This window comes from Xanthomonas sp. 3793 (genome assembly GCF_024806835.1).
In the GTDB taxonomy this organism is placed as follows: Bacteria; Pseudomonadota; Gammaproteobacteria; order Xanthomonadales; family Xanthomonadaceae; genus Xanthomonas; species Xanthomonas arboricola_F.
The window spans coordinates 220,356-236,987 of sequence record NZ_JANTYU010000006.1 but is presented as its reverse complement, the minus strand read 5'-3'; the positions used below and the strand labels follow the sequence as shown (position 1 = coordinate 236,987).

The following is a 16,632-nucleotide window of genomic DNA, read 5'->3' as shown; positions in this document are numbered from 1 at the left end:
CAGGCACACCAACGCGAGCGCGAGAGCTCCGCTTGTCTCCCTCGCCGGGTGGATGACACCCGTCTCTCAGCCTGCCCGCATCGAGGGACGCTTGGGGCGGCTAACAGCACGTAGCGGGCCGTCGTCAGCGGGGTGTGGACGGCGCGCTCGGAACCGGAGTGCAGGCGTGGCACATGCCGCACCGGGCATCGGCCGCGCCAGCCTGACGGCGGCGCAGGCGTGTTGTTGGCCGCTCTTACTCCAGCGGCCGTGGAGACGGTTGCCGGTTCTTGGCGAAGGTCTGGTACAGCCCTGCAGCGCGCTCGTCGGCAGCGACGTTTTCGACGCTGCTCAGCCCCTTCGCGGCGATCGCCGAGGAGGCCTTGCCATCGCCCAGCAGGTAGGCCAGCCGCAGATACGCCGCGCTATCCACCAGATTCTTGTGTTCGGTGTCGCTGGCGTAGACCTCGGCCAGGCCGTAGTAGGCGTAGAGGTTTCCGGTGGCTGCGGCCTTGCTCAGGATCGCCAGGCCCGGATGGAAGCGGCCGCTCAGCGCGGTCCTGCTGCCATAGAGCACCGTTGCCGCGTGATTGCCCGCCTGCGATTCGGCCTTGAGCTGGGCCAGGTCCATGCGCTCCAGTCGCGCGCGTTCGGCCTGCGAGGGGTAACCGTGGGTCAGCAGCCACTGCGCTTCTGCCTGCGAGTTGGCCACCAACGGGCTGCTGATGGGGCAGGCATGTGCGCCACGCTCGCACAGGTAGAGCGTTGTGTCCGCGCCGGTTGCCGCTGGACGGGTAACCGCTGCCGGCATGGGGTCGCTCGATGCGGCGGTGCGGTGAGCCGCCGCTGCGTTGCCGCCGGGCTCACTGGCTGCTGCTGCGGCATCGGTCTGTTGCTGTGCGCGTCCGCAGCCGGCCAAGGCCACTGCAACGATCGCGGCAAAAATCATGCCGGTCGGTTTCAACTCACTCTCCTTGTGGATGCGGTGACGACGGCAGTTGCCGGTCATCGCCGCCGTTGCGCCTGGCTGACGCGTGCCCACCTTGGCGTGCAGCGGCTGCGTGGTCAAGACCGCTGCAGCCGCGCTGCATGCGATTACGCCGGTGCGCCACCGTCGCCGTTGATCGCCCACTGCGCTGCGAAGGCGCGTTGATAGGCCGGGCGGGCTTCGCCGCGCGCGACATAGGCCTGCAGTGACGGGAACGCGTCCAGCAGGCCGGTGAGCCGGATGCGGAGCAACACCGAGATCATCAGCAGGTCGCCGGCGCTGAAGTCGTCTTCCAGCCAGGTGCTGTCGCCAAGATGGGCGCTCAAATGCTGCAGACGGCGGTTGATGCGTTTTTGCAGCAGCGGCAAGCGCTCTGCCATCCACGGTTTGTCCGCTTCCAGCAGCAGGGCGTTGCCCAGCTCCAGCATCGGCGGCTCGACGGTGTTGAGCGCGGCAAACATCCAGGCGGTGGCACGGGCACGGGCGTTGTCGTCGTGCGGCAGCAAGCCGGGATGGCGCTGGGCGATGTGCAGCACGATGGCGCCGGTTTCGAACAAGGCCAAGCCATCCTGCTCGAAGGTGGGGATCTGACCGAACGGGTGCAGGGCCAGGTGCGCCGGTTGCCTGAGCGCGGCGAACGGCAGCAGGCGCACCTGATAGGGCTGGCCCGCTTCTTCCAATGCCCAGCGCACGCGGGTGTCGCGGGCCAGGCCCTTGCCGCCATCGGGCGAGCGCTCGAACGCAGTGATGGTGATCGTCATGGGTGAAAGACTCCCTGCGGCCCGAGGCTGAGGGCATAGCGTACGCCGCACGGTCCACGGCTGCGGCGGGCGTGGCCTGAGTGAAGCGCCAGCCGGTTGCCGCCCCGCCTGCGCGTGCACAGACCACCGCGGGCACCGCGCGCGCGGAGGCCTTGCCCGGGTAGGCGACCTCAACCTTGGCGGTGGCGCCAGCTGCCCGCCCACTGGCCGCCCGCGCCCACGCCATCCAACACCTTCAACACCGGGCACCGGGCCGCCCGCCCGAATCGCTTTTGCAATGCACAACGGTCGCGGCCGGTTACCCGGTTGAGGGCGTGTCTTTAGGCGTAAACCGCCAATCCCTTTGCGCAATCAGGCCGATTGAGACGTTTTGCCATCCTCGTCTCACTTCTTAGGTATACCGTGCAGCGAGTCACATATTTATGTGACGCAATTCACATTTATTGCCAGGAGGGGAACTGTCATGATCGATCAAGGGATGGGGTTGCAGGCGCAACTGATCGGAGCACGGGGTACGGTGGTGGGCCGGGGGTGGGCCGCGTTTTTCCCCGGTCTGGCGGCACCGTGTGGCGACATCCGCCCGCTGCGCCTGCCGCAGGCGCCCGCCCCCAGACCAAGCCGGCCTACCCTCAAACGCGTGTTGCGCAAGGGTGCGCGTTGCCTGGTGCGCACGCTGCCCTGGCGGCATCAGGACCGGCTGTATTTCCTGAACACCTTCGGGCGGCTGCCCAATCTGTACCACCCCACCTGCTTCAACGAAAAAGTGCTGTACCGCAAATGCGTGCACGGCGATTACCCGCTGTATCAGCGCCTGGCGGACAAGGTGACGGTGCGGCCGTATGTGGCGGCGCGGATCGGCACGGCCCATCTGATCCCGCTGCTGCTGGACACCGCCAACCCCGACGATCTGCTGGGCCTGCCGCGCTGGGCGCAGACGGTGATCAAGGCCAATCACGGCGCGAGCATGGTGGAGGTGGTGCGCGATGAGCCGGATGCGGCGCAGCGGCAGCGCATCGTGGCGCGGTGCAAGCACTGGCTGCGCACCGACTTCTCCGACATGGAGCGCGAGATCCATTACCACAACATCCCGCCACGCATCCTGGTGGAGCAGTACATCGGCGACGCGCAACAGGTACCGGTGGATTACAAGTTCCACATGTTCCGGCAGCCGGATGGCCGGTTCCACTACGTGCTGCAGGTGATCTACGGCCGCTTCGATACGCCGAAGCTGTCGATGACGTTCTTTGTCGACAACCTGCACACGCCGTTCCACCGCATCCGCGACGACGGCCGCTCACCGCCGTGCGCACCGGCGCTGCTGGAACAGGCGCTGGAATTGAGCAAGGTGCTGGCAAACGCCTTCGATTACGTGCGCGTGGATTGGTATATCCAGCAGGGTCAGGTGTACTTCGGCGAACTCACCTTTACCCCGGGCGCAGGCATGGTCACCGGCCTTGACCGCGGGCTGGACCGGATGATGGGCGATATGTGGGTGCAGCGGCGCGCGCCGATGGAAGCGCGACTGCCTGCGTCTGGCATGGGCATGCGGGCGCCTGTGCGGTGAGGCATGACCGCAGGCGCAGCGATGTGGACGGCGCACTCAAAAACCGGAGCGTAGTGGTCCAAGCCACACCGAGCGCCGGCCGCGCGCGCCTGGCGGCTGGGCAGTCGTTCTGTCGACCGCTCTTAGCGTGGGAGACGGTTCTTGCGAAGCGCGCGCTCCGACCGCATTACGTGCACCACCACGATGCGCTGGCCATCTACTCGGTAGAATACGCGGCAAGGTGCTTCGACAATCTGGCGGTAGCGCGAGCGCTTGAGTTCCTGTGGCCGGCTTCCGCTGTCCGGGTGTTCGATCAATTGCTCAACGTGCGCGAACACCCGTTTCACCAGTGCCGCTGCAGCGGGCGCGTTATCAATGGCGATGTAGTCGGCAATCGCGTCCAAATCAGCCAACGCCGGCACCGACCAGATTATTTCAGCCATCGCGCCATGCGGTGCTGTGCCTGTTCGTGACTCAGCGTACGGCCTTCCGCTACTGCCATTTCCCCACGGGCGATTCCTTCGAGGAGCGCCATGCGCTGCTGCATGCGCTCATAGCTGGCAACATCCACCAGATAGGCGCTGGGTAAACCGTGCTGTGTGATCAGGATTGGCTCTTTGTCGCGCTCTGCAGCTGCAAGGAGTTCGGTAGCCTGACGCTTGAGCGTGGTGACAAGTTCGGTGCGCATGGAGTGACATTAAAGTATCACTTCGGGCGAGGCAAGCGGCCGGCCCGAAGACGCCAGACTGCGCCGTCACACTTCGCCCATTGGCCGCAGGCACAGCCAGATCGCACACCAGTGCGACAGCGCACCGCCCAGCACGTGGGCATGCCAGATGGCGCGGTTGTAGACCATGGATTTGCGCACGTAGAAGGTCACGCCCACCGTGTAGAACGCGCCGCCGGCAACGATGAGCCAGAGCACCGCGCTGTCCAGGCCGGCGATCATCTGGTTGACCACCACGACCCCGGCCCAACCCAGCAGCAGGTAGATCGCCACCCAGAAGCCCTTGGCGATACCCGGCAGGCACAGTTTGGCGAACACGCCGAACAACGCCACGCTCCAGACGGTCAGGATCATGGCCCAGCGCCAGCTGCCATCGAGCGCGACCAGAAAAAACGGCGTGTACGAGCCGGCGATCATCACGAAGATGCCGGCGTGGTCGAACTTGCGCAGCACCGGTTGGCGCAGCGGCGGGGCGAAGTTGTAGGCCGCCGAGCAGGCGAACATGGTCAACAGGCCCAGCGCATACACGCAGGTGGCCAGCAACATGGTCTGGTTGGCGTGGGCACGCCACACCATCCAGGCGCCGCCGACGATGGCAAGGAACAGGCCGGCGGCATGCACGATCACGTCGGCACGGCGGGCAGCAGGGGTCTTGTAGTGTGGAGCGGTGACACTGGGGGGAACGGGCACGGCGGTTCTTCAAGGTGGGGGAGCCCACGCCGTGCAGGGCAACGATGACGCGGCGGGGGCAACAGAATACCCGGCTTGCTGAATCCGCTCAGTGACACAGGCTCGCCGGTTTGGCCCCGGTCTCATACCCTGAGACACCTCCCCTGTCTCATGCCCCTCTTTGGGAGCCGCCGTATGCCTCCGTTTGCCCTCGCTCCCCGCACCGAAACCGCCGAACGCGCGCTGGCCACCACCGATGGCCGGCCCAGCCGCGATGGCGCATTGCTCACCGAACGCCTGGAACGGCGCTACCACGACCGCATCACCGGCAGCTTCACCCTGCCCGGGCGCGAAGGCCGCTACGCGCCGATTCCGGACGATGTGCCGGCCGCGCTGGCTGACGCCTTGCGCGCGCGCGGCATCGGCCAGCTCTACAGCCACCAGGCGCAAGCCTGGGCGGCCACCCAACGCGGCGAGCATGTGGCGATCGTGACGCCCACCGCCTCGGGCAAATCGCTGTGCTACACGCTGCCGGTGGTGAGCGCGGCGATGACCGCAGGTGCCAAGGCGCTGTACCTGTTCCCCACCAAGGCGCTGGCGCAGGACCAGGTGGCCGAGCTGCTGGAATTGAACCGCGCCGGCGAACTGGGGGTGAAGGCCTTCACCTTCGACGGCGATACGCCCGGCGATGCGCGCCAGGCGATCCGCCTGCATGGCGACATCGTGGTGAGCAACCCGGACATGCTGCACCAGGCGATCCTGCCGCATCACACCAAGTGGGCGCAGTTCTTCGAAAACCTGCGCTACGTGGTGATCGACGAGATCCACACTTATCGCGGCGTGTTCGGCAGCCACGTCACCAACGTGCTGCGCCGGCTCAAGCGCATCTGCGCGTTCTATGGCGCCAACCCGCAGTTCATCCTGTGCTCGGCCACCATCGGCAACCCGCATGCGCACGCGCAGGCCTTGATCGAAGAACAGGTGCATGCGATCACCGAGTCCGGCGCGCCCACCGGCGACAAGCACGTGTTGCTGTGGAACCCGCCGGTGGTCAATGCCGATCTCGGCCTGCGCGCCTCCGCACGCTCGCAGAGCAACCGCATCGCGCGCATCGCGATCAAGAGCGGCCTGAAGACGCTGGTGTTTGCGCAGACGCGCCTGATGGTGGAAGTGCTGACCAAGTATCTGAAGGACATCTTCGACCACGACCCGCGCAAGCCGGCGCGGATCCGTGCCTACCGCGGCGGCTACCTGCCCACCGAGCGGCGCGAGGTGGAGCGCGCGATGCGCGCGGGCAATATCGACGGCATCGTGTCCACCTCTGCGTTGGAGCTGGGCGTGGATATCGGCGCGCTGGACGTGGTGATCCTCAATGGCTACCCCGGCAGTGTGGCGGCCACCTGGCAGCGCTTCGGCCGTGCCGGGCGGCGCCAGCAGCCGGCGCTGGGCGTGCTGGTGGCCAGCTCGCAACCGCTGGACCAATACGTGGTGCGGCACCCGGATTTCTTTGCCGATGCCTCGCCCGAGCACGCACGCATTGCGCCGGACCAGCCGCTGATCCTGTTCGACCACATCCGCTGCGCAGCGTTCGAGCTGCCGTTCATTGCCAGCGAACCGTTCGGGCCGATCGACCCGCTGGTGTTCCTGGAAGCATTGGCCGAGAGCGAGGTGATCCACCAGGAAGGCGACCGCTGGGAATGGATCGCCGACAGCTACCCGGCCAATGCGGTGAGCCTGCGCTCGGTGGCCGACGGCAACTTCGTGGTGGTGGACAAGAGCGATGGCAAACAGCAGATCATTGCCGAGGTGGATTACTCGGCCGCGGCGCTGACCTTGTACGAAGGCGCCATCCACATGGTGCAGAGCACGCCGTACCAGGTGGAGCGGCTGGATTGGGAAGGCCGCAAGGCCTATGTCACGCGCACCCATGTGGACTACTACACCGACAGCATCGACTACACCAAGTTGAAGGTGCTGGACCGCTTCGACGGCGGCATGGCCGGACGCGGCGATTCGCACCATGGCGAGGTGCATGTGGTGCGGCGCGTGTCCGGCTACAAGAAGATCCGCTATTACACGCACGAAAACATCGGCTACGGCCCGGTGAATCTGCCCGACCAGGAACTGCACACCACTGCGGTGTGGTGGCAGCTGCCGCAGGCCACCCTGGGCAAGGCGTTCGCGTCCAAGCAGGATGCGCTGGATGGTTTCCTGGGTGCGGCCTATGCGCTGCACGTGGTGGCCACGGTGGCAGTGATGGCCGACGCGCGCGACCTGCAAAAGGCAGTGGGCAATGGCGACGGCGCATGGTTTGCGGTGGCCGACCAGACCGGGCGTGGACAACTGCGCGGCGTGGAAGAAGGCGAGCACGACGCGGTGGAACTGCAGCAGGCCTTCGTGCCCACGGTGTATCTGTACGACAACTTCCCCGGCGGGGTGGGCCTGAGCGAGCCGCTGTGGCTGCGTCAGGCCGAGCTGCTGCAGCGCGCCGACGAACTGGTGCGGCGGTGCGATTGCAGCGCCGGCTGCCCGGCCTGCGTCGGCCCGGTGCTGGCCGCGCATGAGGAAGGCAAGGGCGAGTCGCCCAAGTCGTTGGCGTTGACGGTGCTGTCGCTGCTGTTCGATGCGGATGCGCCATTGCGGCACGCCACCCAGGTGGACGACGACCTGGCGCTGGATGTGCTTGCATGAGTGTGAGTGCAGAGCGGCTGCGGCTGCTGCGTCGGCAGGCGGGGCATGCGGATGTGCGTGCGCCCGTGGTGGTTGCTGACAGCGATGCACTGCAAGCTGCAGCAGCGGCGGGTGCGAAAGCTGCCGACGCCGCGCTTGTGCGTGAGATGCCGCAGACAGCTGTTGATGCAGCCAGGCCGGGCACATCGTCTGCGCCGATGGTGCCAGCGGCCGCAACCTCTGCTGCGGCCGATGTGCCCGCATGTACGCCGGCCTTGCGGTTGTCGGATGAGCCAGGTCAGGCGGACGCAGCGCACCGTGTTGAAGCCTTGCGCGTTGCTACGCCGACGATCACGCAGAGCGACGTGAACGCTGTGGCGCCGGCATGGGCGAGCGCGCGCGCGACCAAGCCGTCTGCGCCACAGACGCAGCCGGCCTTGCTCAGGCGAGCAGACCTTGAGACGGCGACGGTTGGCGCTATCTCAGGCGGTACGCATGCAAGCGGTGCGCACGTGGCTGCCGACATTGCGACGCCACCAACGCAGGACCAGGCAACGCCTGCACCTGGCAGCGCCTCGGGCGTCAGTGCGGAACGTCTACGCCTGCTGCGCCGTCAGGTCGGCGGGCTGACACCTGCATCGCGCAAGGACGATGCAGCGATACCGACGCGTGCGCAGCGTGCTGCGGTGTCCAGCGCCGCGTCACCTGCTGCACGCGCGCCTGCTCGCAATACGGCGCCTGCACGCGATGCTGCCATGGCCGGCCGCTCGCATGATGTGCGCGCACAGACCGCCGCCCCGACGTTTACGCGCCGCGCCTTGCTGTCGCCCACCCCTGCACCGCCTGCGCGCGAGGCATCGGTGTTTGCGTGGGTGGAGCACGATGTGCGCCACAATCCGGCGTTGTCATCCGCTGTCGATGTCGATGTCGATGTCGATGTCGAGGCAATCGATGCCGTGGAGACAGATGTCGCAAGCCGCTCGCCAGCAGCGCGCAACACAACCACGGCACCGCCGCTGCAGCAACGCACCGACATCGCCGGCTTGCGCAAGATGATCGGCCTGCGCGAACGTGCGGTGTCGACGCATCCGCCAGTACGCGCGGCGTCCACCGATCGGCAGCTGCCCGGCGACGAAATCGCACCCGGCCTGCATCTGATCGAAGCCTTCCTGCCGCAGCCGATTCCCGGCCAAGCGCTCTCGCTGGCGTTTGCCAAGCGCGAGGACGCGGTCGACCCCCTGGACCTGCTGTTCTTCGATACCGAAACCACCGGCCTTGCCGGCGGCACCGGCACACGCGCCTTCATGATCGGGGTGGCGCAGTGGTGCACCGATGCCGTGCAAGGCAGCGGCCTGCGCGTGCGCCAGCTGATGATGTCCACGATGGCCGCCGAGAGCGCCATGCTGGATCTGTTCCGTACCTGGCTCACGCCGCGCACGGTGTTGTCCAGCTACAACGGCCGCTGCTATGACGCGCCGCTGTTGAAGACGCGGTACCGGCTGGCGCGACGCGGCGACCCGATTTCCGCGTTGGATCACGTGGATCTGTTGTTCCCCACCCGCCGCCGGTATCGCGGCACCTGGGAGAACTGCAAGCTCTCCACCATCGAGCGGCAGCTGCTGCGCGTGGTGCGCGAGGACGACCTGCCCGGCTCCGAAGCGCCGGCGGCATGGCTGAGCTATCTGCGCGGCGGCAGCGCACGCAACCTGCGCCGGGTGGCCGACCACAACCACCAGGACGTGGTGACGCTGTCGCTGCTGATGCAGCGGCTGGTGGAGGTGGAGGCGCAGGACCGGGAAGTGATTCCGTTGATGGAGTCGGTGTAGCCCTCTGGGCGAGCGCGAGGCGCGTTGGCGTCGGATCGGGTCGGATCCGGATATCGGCGATGCGGTGCGTGGGTGGATGTTTGCCCGGCACCGGGGCGCCCTCTTCTGTCGCCTGTCATGGAAGCGCAGCCGCGTGCGCGTTGTGTCGAACGTGGTGATCGGCATCGGCATGCGCAGGTGCGATCGCTCGTTGTGCGAGGGCCAGCGCTCTGTCCCTCCGCAACGTTCGCCGGATGTGTAAGACGCAATGCGGCGGCGGTGCGTCGGGTTGTCGTGTCATCGGCGGCCTTCGGATGGACCGGCCACACTACACCTGCATCCACCTGCTCGCCCGGGCCCACAAAAGCTGCAACACGAAGGCATCGCCGCATTCGCGAAGAAGACAGCGGGTTCATGGCGAAAGACGGTGCGTTGTCATATGCGTTTTTACCGGCAGTCCTAGGCTTGCCGTGGCGGTTCCATTTGCAGCGGTGTTTGCCGGCATCTTGCAGGCCTGCCCACTGGCTCGTGTGCAGCGCGTCATCGCCGCCGCGCTGCGCTGCCGGCCGTTGTCGGTTCGTCAGCTCGCCGCAAGCGCCGCTATCGATACACACCAATGCACTGCGACGTGGCCGGGGTTATCGCGCATGTCGTGGCTTGACATGGAATTTGAAGGATTGCCGCATGCCGTCATTGTTGGATACACGCATCAGCCGACGTCGCCTGGTAGCGGCCGCGGCTGGCGCCTCGCTGCTGGGCTCGGCCTTGCCCGCATCAAGCGCCACACCGCCGCCGGATCTCGGGCGCAAGTTCTTGCGCTCGCGCCGGCCGATGGCATTTGCCGGCAATACGTTTCTGGGCCATCTCCAGCAACAGGGCGATGGCTACGACAGTTTCGACCGGGTGCTGGATATCTACCGCGAGCTACCCGGGCACGGCTTCGCGAACAAGTTCGCGCTGCTGCCGCCCAGCAGTTATCACGCCACCCTGCTGGGCGGGGTCAACGAGATCGACCGCGCAAGCGGGCCGTGGCCAGGCGACCTGGCGCGCGATGTGGCCTTGAGCGACATCCATGCGGAGTTTCTTGCGCGGCTGAGGCAACGCACGGCGGCGCCGCTGGGTGCGTGCAGCTTTATGGTGAATCCGGCTGCGGCCAGGACCGGCAACAACGACAACCTGCTCATCCCGCTGCGCCCTGCCGATACGCAGACCGCACAGCGCCTGGAAGCCGCGCGCCAGGCGCTGATGACGCTGACCCGCCTGCAGCGCCCGGACTACGTCAATTTCCAGTTTCATATCTCGCTGGCCTACCTGTGCCAGACGCTCGATCGCGCAGAACAGGCCGCCTACCGCGTTGCAGTGGGCAACTGGCTCAAGCGACTGGCGGCAGCGGGCCCGATCACCATCCCGCGGTTTCACTTTTGCACGTTTGCGGATATGGAGGCGTTTCGGACGGTGCGGGAGGTGTGAGGTTGAAACACGCCATCTGCGGCAGCTTGTTGCGTACCTGCCGCACGACACTGGAAGCCGCTCCTCGTGCGGCCAAAGCCCGCCGGCACGCAAGCGATGTCGCCTCTCACCAGCGGATGCACAGCGTTACGTACTCGACGCTGTGCAGTCCCGATGCTTGTGACGCGTGGGGTGGCGAGAGCGGTTGGCGGTTGGCGGCAGGCGGTCACTGCCACGTCTGCGTCACTTCGGTGGTCATCTGCCATGCGTCGAATTCCTGCTCGAACTCGGCCAAGGTCAGCAGGCCCATGCAGGCGTACGCACCGCTTGGCATCGCCTGCCCTGCCGCAAGTTTGCGCACCAGCAGGATCGCGGCAAAACAGGGGATCTCCGGTCCGTGCAACATCGCCGCGGTGAGATCCCAACGCACGGTGAGCGGCTGTCCATCGCGCTCGCCGGCCAGCTCCACGCGCATGCCGCCCAGGTCGGTGCCGAAGCGATCGAACCAGCGCCCCGCACGTGCGAGCGCTTGCGCCAGGCGCGACATCGGCAACGGCACGCCGCGCTGGCGTAACCAGGCCAGGGCGGCCAGGCAGCGCTGCAGGAACGTCACCTCCAGCGCGGCGCGGAACTGCACGCTGCGCACGCCGGGGTAGCGCTGCGGCAGCAGGTCGTGGTCGGGTACATCGCAGGGCGATGCCAGGCGCGGTGCCAGCTGTGCGAACTGCACGCGCTGCGGCCCCGCCCACCCCACCACGGTCTGCCAGCGGCCCTCGCTCCACCAGGTAAACGGCGTGCCGCAGTACGACAGCACCGCGCGTACGGTGGCCAGCCCCAGCGGCGTGCCCTGCGCGGGCGCGATCACCATGCCGATGGCATGCAGGGTCGAGAAGCGCGGCAACAGCGCATCCACCACCGCGCTGGACAACGCGGGCAAGGTGCTGGCACCGCTGATCGCCACGCGGCCGGCCTGCTGTGCCAGCGCATGCAAGGCGGCCGGGAAGTCGCGCACGAACGCGCGGCCGTCGGCCAGGTCGATGTAGTGCATGCCTGCCTGCAGGCAGCACCGCGCCACTGCGTGGTCCTGGCCCTGGAACGGCCCGGCGGTGTGCACCACCACATCGGCTGCGGTGGCTGCCAGGCGCGTGGCGAAATCGTCGGCAGTGCTATCCAGCCGGCATGCGGAAATACGACCGGGCGCAGCCTCGGGCCAGGTTGCCGCGATCGCGCCGGGATGACGCCCGGCGGCAATGACATGCAGGTGCGGCAGCGCGGCCAGCGCCCGCACGATGCGCGCACCGAAGTGCCCATAGCCGCCCAACACCACCACCCGGTACGTCATCGCCTGCTCGCTTTTGCGCCAATGCTCTGCAGTATCGGCGAACCGCGGCCGCCGCGATCACCGCGCCACAGGGCTTGCCAGGCCGTTCCGGAGGGCCTCGCGCATGACCTGCCGCGCCTGGCCGTCTGCACGCGCGCTTGCCGCCGCCTGCTGCGTGGCCAGATCGGCCTGCTGCGCGGCGAGCGCTTGCTGTTGCGTGGCCAATGCCTCGATCTGCTGCCGGGTGCTGCGCTGGCTGGCGGCGTTGGCTTGCTGCGCGACGGGCGTGGTGGTGCGCGCCGCCGCATGGTCGCGTGCCAGCGACGCGCGCGCCTGCGCAACGGCAGCGGCCGCATCGCGTGCGGCCACGGCGGCCATCTGCGTCCCCAGCACCGCTTGCTGCTCGCCGAGCCGGCCCTGCCGCTCGCCCAGCGCGCCTTGGGCCTGACCCAGCTGGCTGACCGGTGCGTACAGCACACGGATGCGCTGCAGGGTGGCCGGATCGCGCACCACGTAGCTCTTGCCGCCGCTACGAAACCACAGCAATGCGCCGGTGCTGCCGGCCAGGCGACGTGCGTGGGCCAGGTCTTCGGTGGAGCCGTGCATCAGGGCCTGGCCGCCGTCCATCAGTACGTACGCCTCCTGGCCGGGGTGATCGGACAGCGTGAGTTGGCCGTAAGTGGTCACGTCGCTGGACGGCGTGCGCGTGGGTGTCGCCGGCGCGTGCGGCGCGACGGGCATCGCGGTCGCGGCAACTGCAGCGACTGCGGCAGATGCGATGCCCGGTGTCTGCGTACCGGGCACCGGTGCAGGCGCGGGTTGACCGGCTGATCGTGCGGCCAGACATGGCGTCAGCACGCTGGTGAGCGCGATCGCCAGGATGGCCGCCACGCCAGCGCGCGTCGATGCAGGGGGAATGTGCAGCATGGGAATGTCCTTGTGTGGATAAGGTGGGCAAATCTGTCGTGTGATGCGCAGGTGCTACGCACTGCGTCCTCGTGCAGCGCTACCGATTGCAATGCTGCGCAGCAGGGGCAACTGCAGGGTTCTCGCGCATGCGGTTTCGTGGTCCCCAACAAGCGTTGCTTGCCGTTCCTTGTGCCGGTGCTGTCTGGAAACATGCGTGGCGTTGCAGGCGTGGCGCACTGCCCGCAGCAGCACGTTGCGCCGCCGAAGAACGCAGCGGTAGCCGCAAGCTGCGTCCATGCCTGTTTGCTCCTGCAGCGCTCAACCCGTCACCCGCGTCGCCCGGCCGCTGGCAAGTGCCTCGCGCAGGATGCTCAGCGCCTGGCGAGTGGCCAGCCGCGTGGCGCCGGCCTGCTTGCTGGCCAGCACGGCCTGCCTTTGCGTCAACAGGCGCTGCTGCTCTACCAGGGCCTGGGTGTCGCTGGCAGCGCCCTGTGCCGGTTGCGCCGCTGTCGCCTCGGATGCCGCGGGCAGACCGACTGCGGATGCGGCCAGCTGCGCGGCAAGCGCCTGCTGGCGCGCTTGCAACCTGTCCTGGGCCGCGCGCAGTTGCAGGCTGCGTGCATAGCCGGTGCGCAGCCGATGCAGCAGGCCCGGATCGCGCACGACGTATTGCACGCCGTTGGCCCGGAACCACAGCACCCAGCCATTGGCGTTGGTGTAGCGACGCGCGGTCTGCAGATCGTCGGTGGTGCCGTGCATCAGATGGCGCTCGCCCTGCACCAGCACATAGGCATCGCCATCGTCCTGGGCGTCCTGCGCGCTGCTGTGGCAAGCGGCTTTGGTCGATATGGCGCCGGATACGAGGTGCCTTCGGCGTGGCGTCGACAGCGCAGACCTAGGTGCGGGCATTACTGGAAAGATCGGCGCAGCGGGCGGAGCGGGACGGGCAGGTGGATGCGCGGGCTGTGCAGGCGCGGCCGGTACCGGTGCTGCGACGGAAGTGGCAGAGGCCGATGGCGGCGAAGGAGCGACCAGCGCAGCACCGGGCGCAAATGCCGGAGCTGCACGTGGCGCAGGTGGCGCAGCGAGATGCGCCGGCGCGGGCAGTAGCGGCATCGCGGCTGCGTTGGCTGCCACTGCCGGTAATGTTGTTCTGGATGGTCCTGTTGCTGTTGCTGTAGGTGTTGCTGCTGTTGGTGCTGCCGGTGCTGCCGGTGCTGCCGGTGCTGCCATCAGCATGGGCGCAGCGAGCGCGCCGAGGGCAAGCAGCAAGGCACTGCGCAGGCGCCGTGGTGGGAACGTGATCTGATGCATGTGCGATCTCCTTGGGGACTTGGGTGCCGCCGGCCGGTCGCGGCCAGGCGGATGGGGAACAGCGAACACACGGCCACGGCGTTGCCGACGCTGGTTGCGTCGACACGTGCTGAGTCGATGAGCGGGCGCGTGGCCTGACCCGCCCGAGTGGGTACGGCGCCAGGTGGTGTGCGCGATCACTGCAGTGGTCGCGATAGATGGAACGGTCGATCGGGTGGAGCGGTGACGCAACGCCTGCACTGTCAGTGGACGATCCAGCGGCTGCCGGCGCTGTCAGGCCCGGCGACAGGCTGCGGTGCTGACACGCCGGTCGCCGCAGGCGCAGGACAATCGGCGATCGGCGATCACCAGCGCCATGCCTGCCAGCCACGGCGCCGCCCACCTGACGACTGCAGGCCTTGCCTCACGCTTGGTTGGTGCTCGACGCGTTGATCCATCTGGCGCGCACTGCCAGGGCAATGCGCGCCGTGGTGATGCAGGTCTCTAGTTGTCTTCGTCCGTGCCCGCAGCCGAAGGTTGGGCACGCGCGGCGTTGAGGCGGTCCTGGCGTGCAGCTTCCTTGTCCATTTCGGCCTGATGGCGGCTCAACTCGGCGGCCTGACGCGCGGCGGCGACATAGGCGTACTGCGCGTTGCGTTGTTGCAGCGCCACCTCACGGATCTGCTGCGCCGCTTCGCGCACCTGCTGCTGGGCGTCCTGCTTGGCCTGCTCCAACTCTGGTCCCAGCGAGTCCAGTTGCTCGCGTGCCTGCGCCAATGCGTCCTGCGCCGCCTGCAGCTCGTCCTGCCGCATCTGTGCATGCAGGTCGCTCGCGTCGATCGCCTGCTGTGCGGCGGCGCGCGCTTCCACCTCGGCAGCCTTCGCGCTGCGGGTGGCCTCGTCGATGGCGTCGCGTACGCGTTGCTGTGCGTCGGCATCCCAGCCGGTGGCATCCATCTGCCAGCTGTCTTGCGCGTCCGGCGCATCCAGCACACCCGCCAGCACGCCGTTTGCCGGTGCCGCAGGGGCGGCCGGCATGGCCGGTGCGGCGGGCGCTGCCTGCACGTGCAGTTGCTCGGCGCCATCGGCACGGCGCATGCCGTGCGGCATTGCCGGCGCTGCGCTGGCCGTGACCACGATCGGCTGCAGCGCGGGCGACGGCAGCGGCGCGGGCATGGCGACCAGGCGCAGCGGTGCCACCCCCAGGACCGCCACGGCGACCAGCGCGCGCGCGCCCCACCCCGGCGTGGCGTTGGTGTTCTGCAACATGATCAGGCGGCGCTTGAGGCTCAGAAAACTTGGCGATGCGCTGGACACCCCGGCCACCGGCGCTGCGGACACCCCAAGGCTGACCAGCAGGCGGCCATAGTCGTGACGGCAGCGCACGTGGCCGGCGACCACCGCCGCATCGCAGGCGGCTTCGCGGGCGATGGCGTATTCGCGCGCAGCCAGATGCAGCAGCGGATGGAAGAAGAACAGGTGCTGCGCCAGTGCCGGCAGCAGTCCCCACAGCAGATCCTGCCGACGCAGATGCACCAGCTCATGGGTCAGCGCCATGTCCAGCTCATCGTCGCTGATGCTGGCCAGGCGGCGGGACGGCAGCAGCAGCACCGGCCGCCACAGGCCGATGAGTTGCGGCGAATCGATCTGCGCGCTCAGGCGCAACGGCGGCGCATGGCGCAGGCCGTGCGCATCGGCGGCCAGTTGCAGGGCCGCCAGCAGCGCCTGGTCGGTGCACGGCTCGGTGGCCTGCACCTGGCGGCGGCTGATGCGCCACGCCACGGCGCTACGCGCCAGCATCACCACCACACCGGCCAACCAGGCCGCCACCACCCAACGGACCCACAGCGATGGCGAGGCACTCGGCAGGGCCGTCACCCTCGCCCCTACCGCCTGCGCCACCGGCGCGGCAGCCGGCAATACCGCCAGCTCGACCGGCGCCACGAACAGGCCCAGTACCGCCTGCAGACCCACCATCCACCACAGCCAGCATTGCGTGGACGCCGGCAGGCGCGGCATGGCCTTGCACAGCAGCCACACCACTGCCACCAGCGCGGCCGATTGCAGGCTGGTCATCGCCAGCCGCTGCACCACCACTTCGAACAGGCTCTGCATGACTCAGCTCTCCTTGCGCTGCGATTGCAGCTTGGCGACCAATGCTTCGAGTTCGGCCAGTTCGGTATCGCTGACCTCGTCGGCGCGCTGCGACATCCACGCCACGAACGGCGATACCGAGCCCTGCAGCGTCTTTTCCACGAATTGCCCCACTGCACCGCGCACCACGTCGTCCTGCCCGGCGGTGGCGCTGTAGCGGTACATGCCATCGACCTGCTTGCGCCGCAGGAAGCCCTTGGCGCGCAGCCGCTCCATCATGGTCAGCACCGTCGAGCGGGCCAGCCCGCGCGGCTCACCGAACGCGGCCGCCACTTCGCCCACGCTGGCGTGGCGCTGTTCTTCGATGTATTGCAGCAGGGCCAGCTCCTGGTCCCCGATGGTCTTCGCGCTCATGTGGTGCCCC

The 16,632-nt window shown here is 67.9% G+C and carries 14 protein-coding genes and 1 other RNA gene; 4 read left to right on the top strand and 11 right to left on the bottom strand.

Annotation, left to right across the window (positions count from 1 at the left end; translation table 11 throughout):
* Positions 1–98: 98 nt before the first annotated feature.
* The 3 genes from FHY18_RS19215 to FHY18_RS19205 all read right to left on the bottom strand — a co-directional run bounded on the left by FHY18_RS19215 (position 99) and on the right by FHY18_RS19205 (position 1,728).
* Positions 99–175: non-coding RNA, sX9 sRNA (locus tag FHY18_RS19215), on the bottom strand.
* 60 nt (positions 176–235) lie between these two features.
* Positions 236–1,048: a hypothetical protein gene (locus FHY18_RS19210; RefSeq protein ID WP_259159152.1), complete on the bottom strand. Its 813-nt coding sequence runs from the start codon at positions 1,046–1,048 to the stop codon at positions 236–238.
* A 26-nt stretch (positions 1,049–1,074) separates the two neighbouring features.
* Complete coding sequence (locus FHY18_RS19205) at positions 1,075–1,728, bottom strand: glutathione S-transferase family protein (RefSeq protein WP_259159149.1); 654 nt, start codon at positions 1,726–1,728, stop codon at positions 1,075–1,077.
* A gap of 478 nt (positions 1,729–2,206) precedes the next feature.
* Between FHY18_RS19205 and FHY18_RS19200 the strand changes: the two genes are divergently transcribed.
* Positions 2,207–3,292 carry an ATP-grasp fold amidoligase family protein gene (locus FHY18_RS19200; RefSeq protein WP_259159313.1) on the top strand — a complete coding sequence of 362 codons (1,086 nt, stop codon included), beginning with the start codon at positions 2,207–2,209 and terminating at the stop codon, positions 3,290–3,292.
* 122 nt (positions 3,293–3,414) lie between these two features.
* On the opposite strand, the gene FHY18_RS19195 is transcribed toward FHY18_RS19200, so the two are convergent.
* From FHY18_RS19195 to FHY18_RS19185, 3 genes are all read right to left on the bottom strand, one after another.
* On the bottom strand, positions 3,415–3,714 hold the full coding sequence (locus tag FHY18_RS19195; protein ID WP_259159147.1) for a type II toxin-antitoxin system RelE/ParE family toxin: 300 nt from the start codon (positions 3,712–3,714) through the stop codon (positions 3,415–3,417).
* Entirely contained in the window at positions 3,702–3,959 is a 258-nt protein-coding gene (locus tag FHY18_RS19190; RefSeq protein WP_259159145.1) for a type II toxin-antitoxin system Phd/YefM family antitoxin, read from the bottom strand. The genes FHY18_RS19195 and FHY18_RS19190 overlap by 13 nt, the downstream gene beginning before the upstream one ends.
* Before the next feature lie 66 nt (positions 3,960–4,025).
* On the bottom strand, positions 4,026–4,688 hold the full coding sequence (locus FHY18_RS19185; RefSeq protein ID WP_259159142.1) for a hemolysin III family protein: 663 nt from the start codon (positions 4,686–4,688) through the stop codon (positions 4,026–4,028).
* A gap of 174 nt (positions 4,689–4,862) precedes the next feature.
* On the opposite strand from FHY18_RS19185, the gene FHY18_RS19180 reads away from it, so the two are divergent.
* From FHY18_RS19180 to FHY18_RS19170, 3 genes are all read left to right on the top strand, one after another.
* Positions 4,863–7,358 (top strand): DEAD/DEAH box helicase, encoded by a 2,496-nt coding sequence (locus FHY18_RS19180; protein ID WP_259159139.1) that lies wholly within the window; start codon positions 4,863–4,865, stop codon positions 7,356–7,358.
* Positions 7,355–9,163, top strand: a complete 1,809-nt coding sequence (locus FHY18_RS19175; RefSeq protein WP_259159138.1) for a ribonuclease H-like domain-containing protein — start codon at positions 7,355–7,357, stop codon at positions 9,161–9,163. Before FHY18_RS19180 ends, FHY18_RS19175 begins: the two co-directional genes overlap by 4 nt.
* Before the next feature lie 663 nt (positions 9,164–9,826).
* Positions 9,827–10,612 carry a DUF1868 domain-containing protein gene (locus tag FHY18_RS19170; protein ID WP_259159137.1) on the top strand — a complete coding sequence of 262 codons (786 nt, stop codon included), beginning with the start codon at positions 9,827–9,829 and terminating at the stop codon, positions 10,610–10,612.
* 205 nt (positions 10,613–10,817) lie between these two features.
* Here the strand turns inward: FHY18_RS19170 and FHY18_RS19165 are convergent, their stop codons facing one another.
* The 5 genes from FHY18_RS19165 to FHY18_RS19145 form a co-directional block, all read right to left on the bottom strand.
* Positions 10,818–11,933: a saccharopine dehydrogenase NADP-binding domain-containing protein gene (locus tag FHY18_RS19165; protein WP_259159136.1), complete on the bottom strand. Its 1,116-nt coding sequence runs from the start codon at positions 11,931–11,933 to the stop codon at positions 10,818–10,820.
* 57 nt (positions 11,934–11,990) lie between these two features.
* The gene (locus tag FHY18_RS19160) at positions 11,991–12,839 is read right to left on the bottom strand and encodes a hypothetical protein (protein ID WP_259159135.1); all 849 of its coding nucleotides are present in this window, start codon (positions 12,837–12,839) and stop codon (positions 11,991–11,993) included.
* Between the two features lie 300 nt (positions 12,840–13,139).
* Positions 13,140–13,730 carry a hypothetical protein gene (locus tag FHY18_RS19155; protein ID WP_259159134.1) on the bottom strand — a complete coding sequence of 197 codons (591 nt, stop codon included), beginning with the start codon at positions 13,728–13,730 and terminating at the stop codon, positions 13,140–13,142.
* A gap of 888 nt (positions 13,731–14,618) precedes the next feature.
* On the bottom strand, positions 14,619–16,229 hold the full coding sequence (locus FHY18_RS19150) for a M56 family metallopeptidase (RefSeq protein WP_259159132.1): 1,611 nt from the start codon (positions 16,227–16,229) through the stop codon (positions 14,619–14,621).
* 3 nt (positions 16,230–16,232) lie between these two features.
* Entirely contained in the window at positions 16,233–16,622 is a 390-nt protein-coding gene (locus FHY18_RS19145) for a BlaI/MecI/CopY family transcriptional regulator (protein ID WP_064509858.1), read from the bottom strand.
* Between the last annotated feature and the right edge of the window lie 10 nt (positions 16,623–16,632).